Raw genomic sequence first — 19,896 nt, forward strand, 5'->3', positions numbered from 1 at the left:
GACGGAGCCCTCACCACCTCGGCCGCCGCGGGAATCCGGGCGGCGTCCGGGGCGAGCCGGCCTTCCCAGTCAACGATGTGCGCGCCGTCCACACGCCCGGAACCCGGGTGTCAGGCCAACCAGAACAGCAGGAGCAGACATGACCGAAACCGTGCAGATCCGGGCGACCGTCGGCACGCAGAACGTGACACGTGAACAGGTACGCGCATGGGAATCGCGCCGCGCCACAGCAGTTCTCGGGAAATTCACCGCGCGCCTGGGACATCTCGGGCTGAACGAGATCATGCCCGACCGCACACCGCACGAACTGCGCACCGCTCCGCTCGACGAGCAACGCTCCGCATTGATCACACTGAAAACCCGACTCGGTCACGCCGGCGTTTACGCGCTACTCCGGCACGAACTGGCCTTCTCGGAACGCACATCCCGCATCGGGGTGGCAGCGAGCAGAGGCCGAACCAAACACTGCGTTACTCGCCTCGAGGTACCCGGCTACTCCGCCGAACGATTTGCCACGTGGTTCAACGACCTGACGACCACCAACGCCGAATCCGACATGATCGCCGCTTGCCCGGACCACTACCTTGTGCGCGGCCTACCCGACGGACGCCAAGAAGTCCTCGAAACCACCGGGGGAAGCCCCGCCGCAACCAGATTCATCATCGACTACACCGCGAGCGACACTCTCACCATTCCGGTCGACCCCAACTATCCGATCCAGATCGCCGGAGCGGCGACTCTCGACGACGGCCTGGTCATCGGCGGTGTCCGCCACCAGTTCCGGGACCGCGCCGGCACCATGGACGCACTGCTGACCGTACAATTCCCGGCCACCGTGCCCGCCCGCTTCATCCGCCAACACCAGTGGCATCTGGCCGCGGAGTTCAGCAACTGGATCATCGCCGCGGCACCGACCGCGGGCACACGGCGAACGAGCTGATCCGATGTTCGGCGCAGAGACCGGGGCCGCGCTCTCGCACCGCCTCTGATGATCGACGACAGGTCAGATGTCCGGGCGGCGCTGGGCCCAGGGCTGGGCCTGCTCGAGCTGTGCGGCCAGCCGGATGAGCTGTCCTTCCGCGCCGAGGCGGCCGACGAACTGGACGCCGATCGGTAGCCCGTCGGGAGTCCAGTGCAGTGGCACGCTGATGGCGGGACGGCCGGTGATGTTCGCCAATTGGGTGTAAGGAACCCAGCCCAGGTTGTCGTTGATGAACTGGTCGACGATCGGTGTCCAGCGCAGTAGCCCGGCGACCCGGGCGGTCAGCAACAGTCGCTGTGCCGTGCGCCGCGTCGGCGAGAGGTCGAACGCCCCGATCCGAGGCGGCGGCGTCGCTGTCGTCGGAGTGAGCAGCAAGTCGTAGGACTCGTGAAAGTCCGCCAGCCGCCGCACGTACTGGTGTCGCCGCTCGACGGCGCGAGTCAACTCGACAGGCTTGATCGCGCGCCCCAGCGCGGCCATGAGCCGGGTATCGAGTTCGAATCCCGAATCCCCCACGCCACCAGCGGCTTTGGCCTCGTCCACCGAAAAGGCACACTCGACGAACCAGGTGGTGAGAAAATCCTTGGCCAAAGCCGCGTCATCGAACGGAGCGCGGGGCAACTCCATCACGTCGTGGCCGAGGCTCACCAGTAGTTCGGCCGCTCCGTTCGCCGCCGCCACAGCCTCCGGATGGGGCGCCGGATTGACCGAACTGGCAGTGCACATCCCGATCCGAAGACGCCCCGGGGCACGTTCCACCTCCGCGAGATAGCTGCCCGTCTCCCGCGCGACCAGGTACGGCCCGACCGGGGTCGGGCCGGCCAGCACGTCGAGCATGGCGGCGGTGTCTCGCACCGACCGAGAGATGACGCCATCGGTGGCGGTTCCACCCAGATACTCACCGTGCACGGGACCGGCCGGGATCAGGCCGCGAGAAGCCTTGAGCCCGAGCAGCCCACACGCCGAAGCCGGAATTCGGATCGAGCCACCGCCGTCACTGGCACCCGCGCACGGCACGATCCCCGCAGCCACCGCCGCCGCGGCGCCACCAGAGGAGCCACCGGGCGTGTGGCCGGTATTCCACGGATTGCGCGCCGGACCGAACAACTCGGGTTCGGTGATTCCCTTGGCGCCGAATTCGGGAGTATTGGTCTTACCGAAGATAACCAGACCGGCATCGAGCCACCGCTGCACCACCGTGGCATTCTCGGTCGCCGGGACCGACGCGAGCGACCGCGAACCGCCGCTGGTGGGATAGCCGGCGAGATGTTGATGCAGGTCCTTGATGAGGAACGGCACCCCGGCGAAAGGCGCGTCGTCCACCTCGACAGCACAGGCCGGATCGACCTCGGCCACGATCGCGTTGATCCGCGGATCGACTTCGGCCGCGCGCGCCCGCGCCGCCTCCAGCAATTCGGACGGCTCGGCTTCACCCGACCGCACCAGAGCAGCCAGCGCCATCGCGTCCGAACTCGTGTAGGCATCCACACCGGCACCCTATCGGGCAGCGACTCGGCGCACGGGGCGATCGAGGCGCTGTTGAATCGGTGGCTCCACCGCCCGCAGCGCCGCGCGGATATACGAGACGAGGGGCAGAGGTGTCGGTTCAGGTCGTGGCTTGTACCCGGATCGGCTCACCGCCCGCGAGATCGCCTGCGGGATCGTCGATCTCGTAGTAGGGCGGCTCGCCGTCGAGGTAGTGGGCGACGTCGAAGTAGTCGTTGCCGGCCAGGTCGAGGGTGCCGGTGGTCCAGGCCAGCAGGAAGTCGGTGACCGGCATAGCGGTGAACAACCACGCGGACTGGTGGACGTTGGTGAGGATGATCGTCCACACGGCCGGATCCGGTCCCGGATACCACAGCAGATAGTCCCCGCCCTCGTGAGCGCCCCACTGGATCAGCTGTGCCGGTTCGATCGACACTCCGGCGGGCACCGCGGGCTGCCATTGCGGCAGTAATCGTTCCGGTGGCAGCAGGTCGCCACGGGCTCGGCGCGTGCGGGCGGCGAGATCGTCCCATTCGTCGGGCGCCGGGCCCAGCAGCCGGAATGCGTTGCACCACAGGACATCGCCGTAGGTGTCGTAGAGCCGCTTGTAGTCGGCCGGCAGCTCGACGCCGAGCTCGGCCTCGGTCTCCTCCCACGCCACCGGCGGCCGTGCCGGTGGCGGCGGGAGGAAGGTGGTGAGCTCGTCGAAGGCGGTCATCGTCTCGATCCTGTCAGAAATTCTGGATCAGCACGGGCCCGGGATTCCATCCCTTGTCGCCGATGGCCCACATCAGGATGTAGTCGGGGATGGCGTTGTCGCCGACGTAGAGCGGAATCTTGCCCAGCGAGACGTTCTGCTGCGGGATCCCGTCGGCAACTCTGGCACCGCTGACGACCTTGCTGATCTCGACGTCCCAGTCGCGAATGATGCCGGTGTTGATCGCGCCGAGTTCCGGAGTGAGGAACTGGGGCAGATCCCCCGGACAGCCGTTGACGTTGGCGCACAGGTGTCCCCGCTGGTACGGCCTGGTCGCACCGGGAATCTTGATCGAGGGGGAACCGCCCGTGCCGACCATGGCGGGGGTGATGTAGCCGACGAGGCCGCCGGAGCGGTTGTAGTCGTCCAGCGGTGCGGCCAGCACGTTGCCGCCGTCGCCGGCGACGAGGATGACCGGGGTCTGATCGGCGACCGGGTTGGTGCCGTCCGGATTCGGCAACGCGAACACCTGCGGCGTGGCGTTGCTCGGGCGCAGCACACCCTGGGCAGCCTGCTGGATCTGGAAGGCATTGGCGAAGAACTCCTGCTGCATGGCCGTCATATCCGGCGCCGGCCCGATCCCACCGGTGGCGCCGGGCGCCTGCAACGGATTCGCGGGCGCGGGCAGGACACGGAAGGCGTTGGGGCCGTTCACCATGCTGTTGGGCAGCAGCGCCGGCTGCACCGGAGCACCGCTACCGATCAACGTCGACGGACTGTAGGTGCCACCTTGCGGGATCGCGGGATTGCGGATGATCCGCGACAACGGCGGCAACGCCATCGCAGGGTTCGGTAGCGCCGGCGCGGTCGACGAGCGCGGCGCCAACGGCACCGACGGCGTGCGCGGCTTCGCCGGTGCCGGACTCGGCGCGGGCGCGGGCCCCGGTGCCGGGCTCGGCGGGCAGCTCGGGTTGGGCGCGGCCGCGGCGATGATCAGCGCGGCCGGGCACGGTTGCGGCGCATCGGGTTTCGGCGGTGCACCGACCTGCGGAACGTCATGCCCCTCGGCCCGGCACTGCTCGGCCAGGCTCTGCAATTCCGGGATCTCGGCGTTGCCGCGTTCGGCCTCCGCGTTGTAGGCCGCGACCGCTGCCTCATCCGACGGATTCGGCGGATTCGCGTTGTGGACCGCGGCAGCCTGATTGTGTGCCTCGATCCGCGCAGCGACCGCCCCGCAGTCCAACGAATCGGCAGATCCTATCGGTGCCGCGACCACCAGCATCCCGAAGATGCCGAGGACGACAGCGAGGACAGCTACTGTTTTGCTAACGAAACGTCCTGTAGAAGAAGACATTTCACCCCCCAAGTTCATGTCGGTTCGAAACTAACGTCACCGCCTTCGATCGGTCAAGAGTGACCGCCGCCACTGAAGGCCACCGACGCGATCGGAGCGAAACGGCCGTCGGGATCGAGACGCGGCCGCGAAGTCATGCCGGTATCGTTCGCCGTGGCCGCAGCGGGATGTGATCACGGAACACTTCGATGGCGGCGGCGACTTCGACCGGTGTTGTCGCGTGGGCGATGTCGTGGCGCTAGCGAACGCGGTTCGCGACCACGTCGAGGTCGAATCCCCAGACCATCCGCATTCGCCGCGGACGGCGTCGGTGATCGACGCGCAGACGATGCTCTCCCGGCCGGGAGTACGGCGCTGGACCCAAGGGCGACGGCGTCGAGCCATGCGTCAGTGGCTGCCATGACAGGCAGGAGCCCCCGCCTCAAATTCTGAAACGCGTCCGCTTCGAGCGGCCAGCGTCCGACCGCTCCCGATGAAATACTGGTACCGGGTATCGCCAACTGTCGGCGACACTTTCGGATCGGCTGATGCCGCTCTTGGTTGGGAGACGTTCGTGCAGTACATGCCTCATATCGAATCGGATATCGCCGCCATGCACACCGAATACCAGTCACTTCTGCACGGGGATCGATGGTCGTTGCGCGCCCTGTTCAGCACCGACGACTGCGATATCGCCGAATACTGCGGCACTTTCGCGCCGAACCGGTTCGGCGCCGAGGCGTGCGAGGCGGTCGAGACGTTCTGCCGCAGACACCGGATCTGGCTGGAAAGCGGTGGTGCCGCCTACAATTCGATGACACCCTACCTGCATCCGCGCACGATAGACCTACCGCGGATGACGACGATCGGTATCTACAACGCGATCTTGTTCGCACTCAACGACACGGTGGGCCGGGAGAAGTTCAGCCATCTGTCCGAGGACGAACGCGCACAGGCGCAGCGGGAGGTCGACCATCTGTGTCGATTATTCGAGTCCGGCCGGATCCGGCCGGACACCACCACCCCCATCATCGAGGCGAGCCTCGAATTCTTGACGATCCTCACCGAACAAGCCGAGCCCGTGTGGTTGCAGCGATTCCGCGCATCGACGATCGACCACCTGCGCACGGCGATCCGCGACCAGAACGTCGGCGCGCGCGGTGACCTGCTCAGCGTCGACGACTACATCGCCCTGCGTAACGAAGTTTCCGGGATGTACCCCGCGATCCAGCTGTGCGAGTTCGCGCGCGACACCACCCTGCCCTGGGATCGGCTCGCCGCCGCCGGCCTCGCCGAGGACCTGCGCACGCTGGAACGCCTGACCGCCGAAGTCGGCGCCCTGATGAACGATGTCTTCTCCTTCGAGAAGGAGGTCATCGTGGACCGATCCGATTTCAATCTCATATCGATTCTGCTGCTCAATACGCCCGGCGCGACACTGGCCGACGCCGTACTCGGCGCCGCGCAGATCGTGCGCGAGCGATTCACACACTTCCGCGGGCTGCGTCGAGACCTGCTCGATCGCTGCGCCGCACTCGGTCCACCGCTGGCCACCGCCGTCACCGCCTACGCCGACGACCTCGACCAATGCGTGCAAGCGAGCTGGGTGTGGCAATGCGCCACCTCGCGCTACAAGGGCCGGTCGATATTCGCCGAGGCCCACACACAGAGGTAGTCCGCCGATGACGTGACGAATCAGGCATGCAGTACCTTTGACTGCAGCGTCTCGATCAGCAGTACCAGCCAGGGGAGTATCGCCGGGCACCCGAAGTAGCAGCACAAGCGCATCGGACATGGGGAGTTGGAGTGGATGATCTGAGCACAGCACTCGCCCAGCAATGGGAGCGCGCGCTCGCGACGATCACCGCCCACCCTTCCTACGCCAATGTAGAAATTTCGTTTCTGCGCGATCTACTGGAAGAACTTCACGCGAGTCTCACCGCGGAGGACTTCGACGCGGCCGCCGGATCCCGAGCAGGAGCGGCGCTGGCGGGTGCCCGGCTCACCGATCCGGCGGTCCCGGTCGTGTCCGCCCCGGTACTGCACAGACTCACGGAATTCAGCGATCACCCCGACACCGGCCGGCGGATGGCCACCCTGCTCGTCGCGTTCGGCCACGGCCACCACTTCCTGGCCGAAGCGATCCGGGCCGACGATGTCGAGGAAGGCCAGCGCCGGTTCCGGCTCGTGTTCGACCATGCCTCCATCGCCATCGCTATCGGCGACACCAACGGTGTGCTGCTGGAAGCCAATCCGCATCTGGCCGACATGATCGGCGTACCGGTCGACTCGCTACGCGGAATCAGCGTCTACGACTTCGCCCACCCCGACGACCAGGCCGCGATCCGCCAGATGGTCTACGACGACCTCGTACCGGCCAGGGCGGGTACCGCGAAGATCGAACGGCGTCTGCAGCGCGCGGACGGCAGCACCGGATGGGCCACATTCGCGATCACCTATGTCCGGAGCGCCTTCGGGCCGGACTATCTGCTCGCCATCGGGGAGGACGTCACCGAACGCCACCAACTGCAGGAGCAGCTCCATTACCAGGCGCGCCACGACGCGCTCACCGAGCTGCCCAACCGCCGCCACCTGCTCGACACGCTCAGAGCAGTGATCTCCACGGCCGGCGAGAACGATCTGATGGGGTTGTGCTTCACCGACCTGGACCACTTCAAAGAGGTCAACGACCGATACGGTCACGGCGTCGGCGATCAAGTGCTGGCCACCGTCGCTCGTCGGCTGCACGACAGCCTGCAGGACGACGGATGCCTGGTCGCACGGATCGGCGGCGACGAGTTCGTCACCCTCATTCCGCCCCCGGCCGACACCCGACGGGTCTCCGCCGTGGCGGATCGCCTCCGCGGCGCACTGTCGCATCCCCTCATCGTCGGCGGGCACCGGCTCCACATTTCCGCCAGCATCGGCGCCGTCGTCACTCCGGTCGCCGGCAAGGACCCCGAATGGCTGCTCGACGCGGCCGACACCTCGCTGTACGACGCCAAGTCCGGCGCCCGCGGCAACTGGATCCTGCACACCGTCCACGCCGCCGAGCCCGCCGGCGAGAGCTTCGACAGCGATTATCCGGCGGCAGGCAACACTCGGTAGACGATCTCCACGCCGCCACCGTCCAACGGCCGCGAGCTCTCGAACTCGAGATCGGTCCGTGGATCCAGCGAATCGGTCAGGCGCATGCCGCTGCCGACGAAGAACGGCAGGATCACGAGCTCGAGTTTGTCGACGGCACCCAGCGCGCGATAGGTCTCGATCGTGGCGGGCCCACCGATCAGGTGGACATCGCCGCCCCTGTTGGCCGCACGGACCTTCTCCAGCAGCCGCACCGGATCGTCGTCGACGGTCACATCGTCGGGGGTGCCGTCGGGCCGGCGCGAACCCAGCACGAAAACCTCCAGGTCCGGCCACGGCCAGCGATCGGCGGTGAGCGCCGGTTCGAAGGTCGTGCGTCCCATCAGGGCGGCCTCGCAGGTGCGGAGAAATTCGGCGATGCCGTGACTGCCCGGACCGTGCACCGGATCGATGACCTGAGGTGGCCAGCCGTCCGGAGTCGTCACGTAACCATCGGCGGTCACACACAGGCGGGCCAGGATCTGCATCGGTTCATCCAATCTGTCGAGTCGCAGAAGAGACGATGCGTGCGGCCGAAAATCATCGACGGTTCGGTGCGTCCACGCCATCCGGCCGTGGGCGCCGGACCCTTCACTCGCCCCGGTAGCGCACCTGGAATTCCTTGATGCCGTTCAACCAGCCCGACCGCAGCCGCCGGGGGTCCCCCAGTGCGGTGATGTCGGGAAGGTGGTCGGCGACGGCGTTGAAGATCAGGTCGATCTCCAGTCTGGCCAGGTTGGCCCCGATGCAGAAGTGCGCACCCGTACCGCCGAACGCCAAGTGCGGGTTGGGGTCTCGGGTGATGTCGAAGGTGAACGGGGCGTCGAAGACTTCCTCGTCGAAATTCGCGGATCGGTAGACGATCAGTACCCGCTGCCCCTTCCGGATGCGGACGCCGCCGAGTTCGGTGTCCTCCAGCGCGGTTCGCTGGAACGTACTCACCGGCGTGGCCCAGCGGACGATTTCGTCGACGGTGGTCTTGGGCCGCTGCGATTTGAAAAGCTCCCATTGGCCGGGGTTTTCGAGGAATGCGATCATCCCGTGCGTGATCGCGTTACGGGTGGTCTCGTTGCCGGCCACGGCCAGGAGAATGACGAAGAAGCCGAATTCCTCCGAGGTCAGCGCTTCCCCGTCGACGTCGGCGTGGACCAGTTCGGTCACGATATCGTCGGCCGGCCGCGACTTTCTCGCTTCGGCCATCTGCCAGGCGTAGGCCAGGAGTTCGGCGGAGGCGGCCAGCGGGTCCACGCCGGCATACTCCGGGTCGTCGTAGCCGATCATTTCGTTGGACCACCGGAAAATCTTCATCCGGTCCGCCTGCGGCACGCCGATCAATTCCGCGATCGCCTGCAACGGCAGTTCGCATGCCACCTGCGTGACGAAGTCCCCCGCGCCCGCCTCGGCGGCGGCGGCCACGATGGCCTGGGCGCGAGCGGACAACTCCGCGCGCAGCCCGTTGACGGCCCGCGGGGTGAATCCCTTCGAGATCAGCTTGCGCATCCTGGTGTGTTGCGGCGCATCCTGATTGAGCAGGACGAGCCGCTGCATGTCCATCCGTTCGGGGGTGAGTTCGACGCCGTACCGTGGCAGCGCGGTGTTCTCGGCATTGGAGAACACATCGCTGCGCCGAGACACCTCTTTGACGTCGGCGTGTGTGGTCACGACCCAGAATCCGTCGTCCGGAAATCCGTCGCTGTGCGGCGGCTTCGAATTCCACCAGATCGGAGCCGTACGACGCAGTTCCGCCAACTCTTCGACCGGCACCCGCCGGGCCCACATATCCGGATCCGTGACGTCGAAATTCGCCGGGATATCGGGACGTGTCGCACGCATATCAACCACCGGGCCGTCATCGCTGACTGAAACAGGTTCTAGGAATATTCAAGCACAATCACCGTGCCCGGGGACGCGATCGACGACGACCGCCATGACCTTTCGGCGGGGCCCGCGAGAGTCGCCGATCTATGCCGGCAGCGGCACCGACGGCCCGCGTGCCACCCCACCCCACGCGACGACGAGCAGCGCTGTCACGATCGGGAGCACCGTCCAGACCAGCCATACCGCGAGCACGAACTCGAGTGGATATCCCCCCGTCTCGGACTCGACGGGCAAGCTCTCGGGGGGAACGAAAACATTCGAGTACCAGACGTACAGCAGAACGAAATCCGCGACGAACAACACGCAGCCGGCGATGATCGACCTCGGCCGCCCGATAATCGCACCGATCGACAGCGCGATACACGCGACACCGATGACGACGGCCTTGACGAGGAGAAGGACCCGCTGCGCGATGGGCGGGGCACCCTCGTCGGGCATGCCGCCGAGGAACACCGCGAGCCCGTACAGGACGACGAGTCCGACGGCGACCAAACCACCCAGTCCCGCAAGAACTCTCGCCCACCGCTCCACCGGTTTCATGACACCATTCAAGCAGGGGGGAGATTGCGATCTCAGCCGATCGCCGCCCGAAGGCGAGGCATCACCGCCGAACGCTCGGCGCGAAGCGAGGAAGTGACGCGCACAGCGCGGCCAAACTCCCGCGGCAGCACTGCACGGCTCCGTCGGGCCGGACTACGAGCGTCGACGCGTGGCCGCGGCGCATCCAGCGAGACAATTCCGAGTTCGGCCCGGGACACACCATCACCCCGCCTCGCCCTTCGACTTCGGCACGATCCGCCGGAGACGGATCTTCGAGAGTGATGACGGCGTATCGGCCACCGGCGACGTCGTCGACGCGCCGCCCGTCCACCATCCGATCGTTCGGGACCAGACGACCCGCCAGACGATCGCGGATCCGGCTCGCCGCCACGGGCGAGGTGGTACGCAGCGGTGGGGATTCGCCACTGCCGACCATCCGGGTGAGGCCCGGAACGAGGTGCAGGCGTGGCACGATCAGGCCGCGCAGCCGGTTGCCCAGTTCGCCACCTTCGGTCATGGTCAGCCCGGTGAGCTGGGCCAACCGAATCATCCTGCGCGCGTGTGGTTTTCTTTCCCGTTCGTAGGTGTCGAGCACCGCGGCGGACAACTCGCCGCGCAGCACTCCGGCCAGCTTCCAGCTCAGGTTCGCGGCATCGCGCACACCCGCGCCCATTCCTTGCCCGATGAACGGCGGGGTGAGGTGGGCCGCATCCCCGAGCAGGAATACTCGGCCCTTTCGCCACCGGTCCGCGAGCTGCGCGCGGAAGGTGTATTCCGCGACGCGGACCAATTCCAGACTTTCGTAGTCGGTCTCACCGACCCAAGGGGCCAGTAGCGGACGAAGTGCGGCCGAATTCCGGTAGCGGTCGGAGTTCTCACCCGGATGCAGACGAAATTCCCATCGGTAGCGCGTCTTTCCGATTCGCATGTAGGTAGCGGCACGATCGGGATCACAGATCTGGTGGACACCTTCCCAGTGGTGTAGCTCGGCCGTGGTCGCGATGTCGACCACCAGCCATCGCTGCTGGAATCGCAGGTCCCGCATACGTCCGCCGATCTGACCACGCACCAGACTGTTCGCCCCGTCGCAGCCCAAGACGTACTGCGCCCGCACGGTCTCGGACGCACCGGTCGACCGATCGCCGAAAACCACACGGACGCAATCGTTCTCCTCGACCACGGCGGTGACTTCCACGTTGCCGCGCACCGTCGCCTCCGGGTACCGCGCCACGTTGCGGCGAAGGATTGCTTCCAACTCGGGCTGATCGAAGAGATTCGCCTCCGGGTGACCGTTGCGACCACCGGTCGGGTCGCGATCGAATTGCGCCAGCACGTGGTGATTCGGATCCGCCAAACGCAAGCCCGCCGCCGGCCGGGACACGGCGTCGAATTCGTGGCCGACGCCCAGCCGTTCCAGGATCCGCCGGATTTCGCCGTCCACATGGACAGCGCGCGGCTGCGGGTAGATGTCCTCCCACCGTTCGAGCACCAGCGATTCGATGCCGTATTGGGCGAGGAGCGTGGCCGCGGTGAGCCCGGTCGGGCCCGCGCCGACGATCACGACTCGGACCGCCGGCAGGTTCACGAGGGCACTCCTCTCAGCGCAGCGACGAACGCGCCGGCGGGCAGGTCGGCACCGAGCGCGGGAACCAACTCGGTGATTCCGTCACCGTCTCGGCGCTGTTCGGCCACCCCGAACGAGCGGATTCCGGTCGCCGATACCCCTGCGGGCGTGAGGGATACGATCTTCGTCATCGACGCTTCTCCAGTTTCCAGGTAAGCGCGTAGCGGCCCAGAACAGCTTCGATCGCGTCGCGGTCGGCTGTGGAGTCGAGCACCACCGTCGCAATGATGGCGCCGTCCTCGACCACAGCTGTGATGTCGGCGATTCCGTTCGCATTCGCCAGCGCGTCGCGTAGCTCGCGTCGCGTAGCATCGGCGCGCAGGCCCAGTTTGTACGGTTTGCCGACATCGGTGACCGGTAGCGCGTCGAGAATCGTCACGGTCTTCGGCACGGCCGCGCGTTCGTGCATACGTCGGGAGGCCCAGCGTGCCAGCTCGTCCTCGGTGACGTTCGCATCGCCGGTGAGGGCGACGTAGGCGACCGGCACCTCCCCGGAGTGTGCGTCCGGGCGACCGACGGCGCCCGCCGCGACTACCTGGGGGTGGGACAGCAGAACGTCCTCGATGGTCGCCGGATCGATATTGTGGCCGCCGCGAATGATGAGATCCTTTGCGCGGCCGTGCAAATGGATGAAGCCCTCGGCGTCGATATGCGCCAGGTCTCCGGTGTTCAGCCAGCCGTCGATCACCGTGCCGAGTCCGTCGACACAGTGGCCGGCGTCGGTACGGCCGGTCACGTAGCCTGCGAAGACGGTGGGTCCACTGATGACCAGCACGCCGATTTCTCCGGCGGGCAGGTCTTCCCACGTCCCGTTGTCGGCCGTCCGGACAACCGCGACGCGCTGATAGGGCATGCGCTGGCCGACCGCGCCGGGTCGCGAAACGCCGGGAAAGCTGCGCGCGGTAGCGCACGTGGCCTCGGTGAGGCCGTACCCTTCGACGAGTGTCACGCCGGTGTGTTTCTGAAAGTCCTCGCGCACCGCGGCCGGCAACGGCGAGGCACCGACCATCGCGTACCGCAGGCTCGAGATATCCGCCTGGACCGGGCACCGGGCCAGCACCGCGTACACGGTCGGCACCGCGCTCATCGCCGCAATCCGGTAGTGCGCCACGATATTCCAGAACTCCGCGTACAAAGCGAGATCCCGGTATCCCAGAGGGCCCGCCCACACGACCGACTGGCCGCGGAACAGCGGTGCGAGCACGGTGACGACGAGAGCGTTGACGTGAAACAACGGCAGCGCGGCGAATCCCACCGCTTGCTCGTCGAGCAGCGAGTTGGCGGCGATCATCCAGGCGTTGGCGACCTCACCGGAATGCCGGTGGGCGGCCAGCTTCGGCACACCGGTCGTCCCCCCGGTATGGAACAGCGCCGCCAGATCCGCTCCGGTCGGCGGCCGGCCCGCGAATCCACTCGAAACCTGTTCCGCGGCAAGGAGGTCGAGGTAGCCGACCAGGACGCCGTCGATGTCCGGCAGTGCCGGTCGAGGCTGCGCTGCGGCCGTCGGACGTAATACGAGCAGCGCGTCCAGCAGCCCTCGTCCGGCCAGCTCACAAGCGGTGTCCCAGGTTTCGGGAGCCAGCTCCGGACCTGCGGCGATCAGAGTCCTGGCGCCGGAGCGGCGCAACAGTTCGGCGATGTGGTCGCCGGACAGGCCGCCGTTGACGGGAGCGGCGACGCCCGCCAGCTGCGCGGCCAATGTCGCCGGAATCAGCTCGACGCAGTTCGGCGCGATGAGCGCGACCGCATCGGAGCGGCCCACACCCAGTTCGTGCAGCAGATTCGCGTACCGGTGGACGTCTGCGAGCAGCTCGGAGTAACTGCGCTGCACAGGTTCTCGCCAGCGGGACGCATCGGGCAGCACAGTCAGTGCCAGCCGGTGCGGCCATCGTGTCGCGGCACGCACGAGTAGCGCGTATGTCGATTCGGGCAATCCGCGCGCCTCGAGCGGAAGCGACTCGATGATCGCGAGATCTTCCGGGCGCTCGTAGCGCGGCCACAACAGTTCCTCGGAGGTGCCGGCCACGGGGGCGGTGCCGGTCACCGGGCGTACCTCACGACCGTGCGCTGGCGGCCGAGATCGAGCACGCCGTCGTCGGTGCCGATCGTCGCCTCCACCACGTCACCGTCCTTCAGATACTTCGGATTCTGGGCTTGTCGGGAGAAGAACAGCTTCCACTTCAACTTCGGCGGTAGCAGTGAGCCGATGATCTCCACCGGCTTGGGCGGCGCGCTGATCGCGGTGCCGACCGGCGTTCCGGTGAGCAGCAGATCACCGGCGTCCATTCGCTGGAAACGGGTCAGTTCTCGCAGCGCCTCGACCGGCCGGTAGATCATGTCGGCGACCGTCATGTCCTGACGCGGCCGGCCGTTGACCCACAGCCGCAGTCGCAGGTCGGTGAACCGCTTCAGCTCGTCGGCGTCCAGTAGCACCAGAGCCGGCCCGACCGGGGTGAAGGTCGGGTACGACTTCGCTTCGTAGAACTGTGTTTTCGGTAGTTGGACATCGCGTGCGGAGACGTCGTTGGTGACGACCAGGCCCGCGACGTAGCCGGCGAGATTCTCTGGGGTTATCTCCGAGCCGACCGGCATCTCCCGGCCGAAGACGATCCCGATCTCCACCTCGTAATCCAGGAGGGACACATGGGCGGGCCGGACCACATCGTCGTAAGGGCCACTGATCGATCCCGATGCCTTGCGAAAGAACGTCAGCGGCACAGTCGCGGGATCGCCACCCGAATCCTTCACGTGGGAGGCGAAGTTCGTCATCTGCGCGACCACGCGACACGGCGCGGTCACCGGCGATATCAACGAAAGAGTATGCACTGCAACGGTATCGGTGGATTCCGATGCGGCGACGACGGTCGCGCGGTCCGCCAGGAGCTCTCGCGTGGTGGTCGCGGCGGTATCGATCCGGGCGGCACCGGCCGGCGTGTGCACCCACCAGCCGTCGATGGTGCGGAGTACGGAGATGGTCATGAGCCGGCTACTTTCAACAGGCCGCGCAGGCGGCGGAAATCGAATTCGTTGTCCTCGCGGAGCGCGTCGACGATCGCGCGTGCCTCTCGCAACGACTCGGCTCCGGGCTTGATGCCGAGGAAGTCCTTCGTCGCGGGCGGCCCCCACTGAGCCAGACCCGAGGCGCTCATCGGGGCCCAGCCCGGCTCGACGGTCGAATCGAACATGTCTCCGTCGCTGAAGTGTTCGACCATGAACCCGTCGGGATCACGCCAGTAGTCGAAGATCTGACTGCCCTGGATATGCCGGCCGATACCCCACGATCGGCGATAGCCGTGCTCACGCAGATACTCCCCACCCGCGGCGAGCGCGTCGAGGTCCGCTACCTGATACGCCGAATGCACATACCGGTTCGACGGGCCCAGAGTCAGCGCAAGCGTGTGATGGTCGGCCGGAGTCCCCGCCCGATCGCAGCGAATGAAGCTCATGACCGGGCCGCGCTCTCGCTGGCCTGGATAATAGAGAAAGTCGCTGACGATCAGGCCGAGATTTTCCAGGTACCAATCGAGCGTCGCTCGAAATCTCGTGGTCTGCGCGACGACGTGCCCCAACCGTTGTACCCGCGCCGGGACTGCGGCCGGTCGCTGCGCGGCGTTGACCCGCACAACCTCATGCCCCACGTTCAGCAGGTGCGGTTGCTGCGGAGCAAGGGCCGCGAGCTCATGGGTGTCGGCCACGACCCGAACCTCGAGCCCACTCGGATCGGCGAGATCGACGGTCACTCCCCCGAGCGACTCGTCCAGCGGCGCGACCCGACGGCCGGACGCCTCGCACAGGCGTGCCAAGTCGGCGGATTCAGCGGCGCGAAAGGCCGGGCCGACGAATCGCGATCGGGCTCCCCGCCGGATCAGCACACACGGTGCGCCCGGATCGGTGCCACGCAGATGCAGCTGATCGGGCGTACGCATCGCGGTCGCGAAGCCGAAGGCGTGGGCGAAGGTCTCCGCCTTGTCGAGATCGGGCTTCTCGAACTCCAGCCACGCGAGGTCGAGCACCTTGACGACGGGGTTGCGCGCCCGCCCGGGATGCTCTCCCGGCAATGCGCCGTGCTCGCTGTGCAGGTCGCTGTGCACGTCGTGATGGCCGTTCATCGGCCGCTCCTTCCAGAAACTGACGATATCGTCACTCACGAAGATATCCACAGTCAAGAGGCGCTGAGAATTTCGTCAGCATTGACAGGAGCGGCTACGATGACGATCACGTATGTCAGAAGAGGTGATGCCGCGATGTCCGCACAGACTGGATCCCAGCCGAACCGGCTCGAGCGCCGTAAGGCACGCACCCGCGCAGCCCTCGTGACTGCCGCGCAAACGCTGATGGCGGAAGGAAAATCGAACGTCCCGATCGTCGAGATCACCCAAGCCGCCGACGTCGGAATGGGATCGTTCTACAACCATTTCCACAGCCGGGAGGAGCTGTTCCGAGTGGCGGTCGAGGAGGCTCTCGATCGGCACGGCGCGCTACTCGACCTGCTCTGCGAAGACCTCGACGACCCGGCGCAGGTGTTCGCGCAGAGCTTCCGGCTGACGGGCCGGATGCACCGCCGCAATCCCACCCTCAGCAAAGTCCTGATCAACGACGGCCTCGACCTGGCCACCTCACAGAAGGGGCTGGCGCCCCGCGCTCGCCGCGATATCGAATCCGCGGTCCAGGCAGGCCGATTCGACGTCCGCGACCCGGAACTGGCCATGACGATCGTCGCCGGCGCCACGATCTGCCTCGGGCGACTGCTGCACGACCAACCCGACCGCGATGACGCCGAGGCCACCGATTCGGTGGCGGAAGATCTGCTACGCATGATGGGCCTCTCGCGCGAGGATGCGCGTGAGATAGTCCAACGCCCGCTGCCACCTCTCGACGACTCCCGGCGCGAGACGTCGGTCGCGTGAACCGCCCACCGACCTGGAGAGTCGGCCATCGATCCGTCGACCGCTGACCGGGAAATGTCGGTAACGACGCGGCGCGGCGATGGCAGGCTCGGGATATGACCTCCGTCGATACCCGCTCGGTACCCGAACTACTGGAATTGCCCACCGAACACGGCGTGCTGCGCTACCGCGACAGCGGCGAGGGCCCGCCGCTGCTGATGCTGCACGGGTCCGGGCCCGGCGTCACCGGCTGGCGCAACTTCGCCGGTAACGTGCCGACCTTCGCCCAGCATTACCGCACGCTGGTGCTCGAGTTCCCCGGATTCGGGGTCAGCGACGACTTCGGTGCGGCACATCCGATGATGTCGGCGCAGCTGGCGGTCACCGCGTTCCTGGACGGGCTCGGACTCGAGACCGTCCGGATCATCGGCAACTCGATGGGCGGTTTCGTGGCAACGGAATTCGCTCTCGCGGCGCCGCGGCGCGTCGAGCGCCTGGTCACCATCGGCGGCATCGGCACGAACATCTTCAGTCCGCAGCCGGGCGAGGGGATCATCCGGCTCAGCGAGTTCGTCGAGAATCCGACCCGCGACAGTTTGGTCGCCTGGCTGCGCTCGATGGTCTACGACCAGGCTCTGCTGACCGAGGAGCTGATCGAACAGCGGTGGCAGCAGGCCACCGAACCCGGCGTTCTGGAGAATTCACGGCGGATGTACGGCCGCGCGGCGCTGGCGCGCATGGCAGAGGGAGCGCGCGCCGCCGATGTCACGCCGGGCTGGGCGAATCTGCGCCGGATCTCCGTTCCGACGCTGATCACGTGGGGGCGCGACGACCGGGTGAGCCCGGTCGACATGTCACTGATCGCGATGCGGACCCTGCCCCGCGGGGAGGTGCACATCTTCCCGAACTGCGGACACTGGGTGATGATCGAGCAGAAGCAGGCGTGGGAGGCGACCGTCTCGGCGTTCCTGGCCCGCTAGTCACCGCGTCGGCGCCGGTTCCGACGCACCCCCCGTGCGATTACGGGACCGGCACCGACGGTTGCGCCATCACCGCCCGCAGACCGACGAGCAGCATCTTCATACCGCGCAGCTGCAGAGCCTCCACCTCGGAGAAATCGCCGCCGACCTCCTCGTCGACCCACTGGATGTAGGCCTGGCGGCTGGTGTGCACGATCAGCTCCGCCGGAAGTCTGCGCAGGAACGGATCGTCACCGAGTTCGACTCTCGCCGAAAGGAATTCCGTGATCGGCTCGCAGAGCTGCTCGCCCCATTCCAGCCAGCGCAGACGGTACTGCGGCGTATGGATCATCAACGTCATGAATTTGCGGTCGGATTCGGGTGTCCGGCGCTTGTACACCTCGGTGGTGAACGCGCGCGCCAGCGTTTCGGCGACGTCGGCGTCGGCCGGCGCATTCTTCAGGAAGTCGATGATGATCGCCTGGCTGCGCCGGAACAGCGGCCCCATGACATCTTCCTTCACCGGGAAGTGGCGGTGGAAGGTCCTCGGCGCGATCCCGACCGACTCGCAGATGCGCTCCACGGTCGCGGAGGTGTCGCCGTCGGCGACGAACATATCGCGCGCGGTGTTCGCGATGGCCAGGCGCAACTCCTCCGCGCGGCGTTCGGTCAGCGTCGGCCTGGACGACTTGTTCACGACCTCTGTCCTCCTTGATCGCAGTCCACAGTAACGCGGTCGGGAAATCGCCTGGAGGGCTTCGCATCCGTCTCTCTGGCCGGACACATCGATGTGATCTGCTTTACATCCACCTGGGCCCTCCTTACACTCAAACCTGTCAGAATCTGACAGGTAGTCATATTCTGCACATGTCTGGCGGTTGGAGGCAACAGGTGGCAACGGTGCAGCTCGAACAAACCCCCAACGCGATGATCGATCGCGTGGCGTCCCTGCTGGAGGCCTTCGTCGGGCAGCGACCCATGACGCTGGCCGATATCGCCCGGCGTTCACATCTCCCGCGCTCGTCCGCGCATCGAATCCTGCAGCGACTCGTGGAACTCGGCTGGGTGGAACGCCACGGCTTCGAATACGTCCTTGGCATAAGGATGTTCGAGTTCGGATCGCAGGTGGTGCGTCAGCGCAGCGTCAACGACGTGGCGATGGCCGTCATGACCGCACTGCACCGGCGCACGGGCCTGACCGCACATCTGAGCCTGTTGTCCGGCGCGGAAATCCTGCATCTGAATCGCGTGGGCGCCTGGCCCACTCCGGGCCGGCAGTGGGCCGTCGGCGCTCGCCAGCCCGTCGAGCTCACCGCGGCCGGGCACGCACTGCTCGCCGCGATGGAACCGGAGCAGTGGCCCGACCTCCCCTTCGCCAGCGCGCCCACCTGCTACAGCGTGCGGACTCGCCGGCAACTGGAATGCGAACTGGACAAAGTTCGCAATCGCAGCGGGGTCGCGGTGGACTCGCAGGGCTGCGCGCTGGGAGTGACGGTGGTGGCGGCCGCGCTCGACATCGATGTCGACCGAGGTCGCGTGGCGGTATCGCTGTGCGGTCCGACGCGCTCGATCAAAACCAGCGCGGTCGTCTCGGACGTGCGGCTGGCGGCGAACGAGATCCGGCGCGTGGCGCTGGCGGCGCCGCGGAGGGGTCCGCGGCCGGTACACGCCTGACCGTCACGAGTAGCGGTGCGGCACAGGTCCTTTCGTGCACACGAGCACCGGTGCGCACGCTACCCCCGGGTCAGGCGGGCTGGCCGATCGGACGGATCGTCACCGTGTTGAGGTCGACGCCTACCGGCTGATCGAGCGCGAAGCCGATCGCCCCGGCCACCGCATCCGGGCTCATCGCGACGGGCGGAACCTGGCCGTGCCAGAACGCGGTGTCGATCATGCCCGGGTTCACGACCGTGACTCCGACGCCGCGGGTCGTGGCGTGCAGGCGGAGGTTCTCGGCGAACCCGACCACCGCCCATTTCGCGGTCACGCTCGTTCGTCGCCGACCTGCGCGCGGCAGTCGGGCGGCGCAGCCCGGGCGACAGCGAGGCGACCGAACTGGTGAACGAGCTGGTGCAGCAGTCGCCGGAGTTCCGGGCGCTGTGGGCCGACCAGGACGTGGGGGTGCGCAGAGACGAGCGTAAGCGGATCCTCCACCCCACCGTCGGCATGCTCGACCTCAACTGCCTCAGCCTCTTCAGCGAGGACAGCCGCCAGCGGTTGCTCTGGTTCACCCCACGCGCCGGGACCGGCACCGCCGAGAAGCTCGCGCTGCTGACCGTCGTGGGGACACAGGCGATGCACACCGAACCGGTCCGATGAACGATCGAGGAGGTACCGCACGGGCCCCTGTCGTCCGATGACGGCAGGGGCCCGTCGTCTCGATACC

The 19,896-nt window shown here is 66.9% G+C and carries 20 protein-coding genes; 7 read left to right on the forward strand and 13 right to left on the reverse strand.

Annotated elements, in window-relative coordinates:
- The first annotated feature begins 139 nt into the window (after nt 1-139).
- Complete coding sequence (locus tag NMI01S_RS31145) at nt 140-940, forward strand: hypothetical protein (protein WP_063002315.1); 801 nt, start codon at nt 140-142, stop codon at nt 938-940.
- Between the two features lie 63 nt (nt 941-1,003).
- On the opposite strand, the gene NMI01S_RS31150 is transcribed toward NMI01S_RS31145, so the two are convergent.
- From NMI01S_RS31150 to NMI01S_RS31160, 3 genes are all read right to left on the reverse strand, one after another.
- Nucleotides 1,004-2,443 (reverse strand): amidase, encoded by a 1,440-nt coding sequence (locus NMI01S_RS31150; protein ID WP_063002383.1) that lies wholly within the window; start codon nt 2,441-2,443, stop codon nt 1,004-1,006.
- Nucleotides 2,444-2,588: 145 nt separating this feature from the next.
- Nucleotides 2,589-3,185, reverse strand: coding sequence for an SMI1/KNR4 family protein (locus NMI01S_RS31155; protein ID WP_063002316.1), 597 nt, complete (start codon nt 3,183-3,185; stop codon nt 2,589-2,591).
- A gap of 13 nt (nt 3,186-3,198) precedes the next feature.
- The gene (locus NMI01S_RS31160; protein WP_157126454.1) at nt 3,199-4,518 is read right to left on the reverse strand and encodes a hypothetical protein; all 1,320 of its coding nucleotides are present in this window, start codon (nt 4,516-4,518) and stop codon (nt 3,199-3,201) included.
- Nucleotides 4,519-5,080: 562 nt separating this feature from the next.
- On the opposite strand from NMI01S_RS31160, the gene NMI01S_RS31165 reads away from it, so the two are divergent.
- Together NMI01S_RS31165 and NMI01S_RS31170 are read left to right on the forward strand one after the other, a co-directional pair.
- The gene (locus NMI01S_RS31165; protein WP_084513423.1) at nt 5,081-6,172 is read left to right on the forward strand and encodes a terpene synthase family protein; all 1,092 of its coding nucleotides are present in this window, start codon (nt 5,081-5,083) and stop codon (nt 6,170-6,172) included.
- Nucleotides 6,173-6,303: 131 nt separating this feature from the next.
- Nucleotides 6,304-7,605 (forward strand): sensor domain-containing diguanylate cyclase, encoded by a 1,302-nt coding sequence (locus NMI01S_RS31170; protein ID WP_063920917.1) that lies wholly within the window; start codon nt 6,304-6,306, stop codon nt 7,603-7,605.
- Here NMI01S_RS31170 and NMI01S_RS31175 read toward each other — a convergent pair.
- The 8 genes from NMI01S_RS31175 to NMI01S_RS31205 form a co-directional block, all read right to left on the reverse strand.
- Complete coding sequence (locus NMI01S_RS31175) at nt 7,578-8,111, reverse strand: dihydrofolate reductase family protein (RefSeq protein ID WP_063002318.1); 534 nt, start codon at nt 8,109-8,111, stop codon at nt 7,578-7,580. The genes NMI01S_RS31170 and NMI01S_RS31175 overlap by 28 nt on opposite strands.
- A gap of 103 nt (nt 8,112-8,214) precedes the next feature.
- The gene (locus tag NMI01S_RS31180) at nt 8,215-9,456 is read right to left on the reverse strand and encodes a cytochrome P450 (protein ID WP_063002319.1); all 1,242 of its coding nucleotides are present in this window, start codon (nt 9,454-9,456) and stop codon (nt 8,215-8,217) included.
- Between the two features lie 129 nt (nt 9,457-9,585).
- Complete coding sequence (locus NMI01S_RS31185; RefSeq protein WP_063002320.1) at nt 9,586-10,041, reverse strand: hypothetical protein; 456 nt, start codon at nt 10,039-10,041, stop codon at nt 9,586-9,588.
- A 61-nt stretch (nt 10,042-10,102) separates the two neighbouring features.
- On the reverse strand, nt 10,103-11,626 hold the full coding sequence (gene mhpA, locus NMI01S_RS31190; RefSeq protein WP_063002321.1) for a bifunctional 3-(3-hydroxy-phenyl)propionate/3-hydroxycinnamic acid hydroxylase MhpA: 1,524 nt from the start codon (nt 11,624-11,626) through the stop codon (nt 10,103-10,105).
- Nucleotides 11,623-11,796, reverse strand: coding sequence for a hypothetical protein (locus NMI01S_RS35175; RefSeq protein WP_157126455.1), 174 nt, complete (start codon nt 11,794-11,796; stop codon nt 11,623-11,625). The genes mhpA and NMI01S_RS35175 overlap by 4 nt, the downstream gene beginning before the upstream one ends.
- Nucleotides 11,793-13,709: an acyl-CoA synthetase gene (locus NMI01S_RS31195; RefSeq protein WP_245717102.1), complete on the reverse strand. Its 1,917-nt coding sequence runs from the start codon at nt 13,707-13,709 to the stop codon at nt 11,793-11,795. The genes NMI01S_RS35175 and NMI01S_RS31195 overlap by 4 nt, the downstream gene beginning before the upstream one ends.
- Complete coding sequence (locus NMI01S_RS31200; RefSeq protein WP_063002322.1) at nt 13,706-14,644, reverse strand: fumarylacetoacetate hydrolase family protein; 939 nt, start codon at nt 14,642-14,644, stop codon at nt 13,706-13,708. The genes NMI01S_RS31195 and NMI01S_RS31200 overlap by 4 nt, the downstream gene beginning before the upstream one ends.
- Nucleotides 14,641-15,774, reverse strand: coding sequence for a VOC family protein (locus NMI01S_RS31205; protein ID WP_063002386.1), 1,134 nt, complete (start codon nt 15,772-15,774; stop codon nt 14,641-14,643). The genes NMI01S_RS31200 and NMI01S_RS31205 overlap by 4 nt, the downstream gene beginning before the upstream one ends.
- 135 nt (nt 15,775-15,909) lie before the next feature.
- Here NMI01S_RS31205 and NMI01S_RS31210 point away from each other — a divergent pair, with 135 nt between their 5' ends.
- On the forward strand, nt 15,910-16,572 hold the full coding sequence (locus NMI01S_RS31210) for a TetR/AcrR family transcriptional regulator (RefSeq protein WP_063002323.1): 663 nt from the start codon (nt 15,910-15,912) through the stop codon (nt 16,570-16,572).
- 95 nt (nt 16,573-16,667) lie between these two features.
- Entirely contained in the window at nt 16,668-17,531 is an 864-nt protein-coding gene (locus tag NMI01S_RS31215; RefSeq protein ID WP_063002324.1) for an alpha/beta fold hydrolase, read from the forward strand.
- A gap of 40 nt (nt 17,532-17,571) precedes the next feature.
- Here NMI01S_RS31215 and NMI01S_RS31220 read toward each other — a convergent pair whose 3' ends face one another.
- Nucleotides 17,572-18,207: a TetR/AcrR family transcriptional regulator gene (locus NMI01S_RS31220; RefSeq protein WP_245717103.1), complete on the reverse strand. Its 636-nt coding sequence runs from the start codon at nt 18,205-18,207 to the stop codon at nt 17,572-17,574.
- Nucleotides 18,208-18,410: 203 nt separating this feature from the next.
- Here NMI01S_RS31220 and NMI01S_RS31225 point away from each other — a divergent pair, with 203 nt between their 5' ends.
- Entirely contained in the window at nt 18,411-19,184 is a 774-nt protein-coding gene (locus NMI01S_RS31225) for an IclR family transcriptional regulator (RefSeq protein ID WP_245717104.1), read from the forward strand.
- A 70-nt stretch (nt 19,185-19,254) separates the two neighbouring features.
- On the opposite strand, the gene NMI01S_RS31230 is transcribed toward NMI01S_RS31225, so the two are convergent.
- A complete protein-coding gene (locus tag NMI01S_RS31230) occupies nt 19,255-19,497 on the reverse strand; it encodes an SDR family NAD(P)-dependent oxidoreductase (RefSeq protein ID WP_218021170.1) in 243 nt (80 codons plus the stop codon).
- A 17-nt stretch (nt 19,498-19,514) separates the two neighbouring features.
- Here NMI01S_RS31230 and NMI01S_RS31235 point away from each other — a divergent pair, with 17 nt between their 5' ends.
- Entirely contained in the window at nt 19,515-19,829 is a 315-nt protein-coding gene (locus tag NMI01S_RS31235; protein WP_245717112.1) for an MmyB family transcriptional regulator, read from the forward strand.
- The last annotated feature ends 67 nt before the right edge of the window (nt 19,830-19,896 follow it).

Origin of the sequence: Nocardia mikamii NBRC 108933, from assembly GCF_001613505.1 — a bacterium.
Lineage (GTDB): Bacteria > Actinomycetota > Actinomycetes > Mycobacteriales > Mycobacteriaceae > Nocardia > Nocardia mikamii.